This is a genomic window from Gemmiger formicilis (assembly GCF_016901605.1).
Classification (GTDB): domain Bacteria; phylum Bacillota; class Clostridia; order Oscillospirales; family Ruminococcaceae; genus Gemmiger; species Gemmiger formicilis_B.
Window position 1 is genome coordinate 1 of the sequence record NZ_JACJKP010000888.1, and the last position, 219, is coordinate 219.

The 219-nt window shown below is 54.3% G+C and carries 1 protein-coding gene; it reads left to right on the top strand.

Going from position 1 to position 219, the window contains the following annotated elements:
- Positions 1 to 56: 56 nt before the first annotated feature.
- Positions 57 to 219, top strand: a 163-nt coding sequence (locus H6B10_RS18425) for a P-loop NTPase (RefSeq protein WP_430661798.1), incomplete at its 3' end; no start/stop codon positions are given.

Here is a 219-nt window from a genome sequence, read left to right on the forward strand (position 1 = left end):
TGATGTTTTGCTCCTTACCATAAAAATGCCATCAGGCGATGTACAGTATACCAAAAATGCCGTGCCAATGCAAGGTACAGGCAAAATCACATTGCCTCTACAATGCCCCGCACCCCAGAAGCCGCATCCGCAAGGTCATCGGCGTCGTATCCGGTAAGGGCGGCGTAGGTAAGAGCATGACCAGCGCCATGATGGCGGTTTCCATGCGCCGCCTGGGCT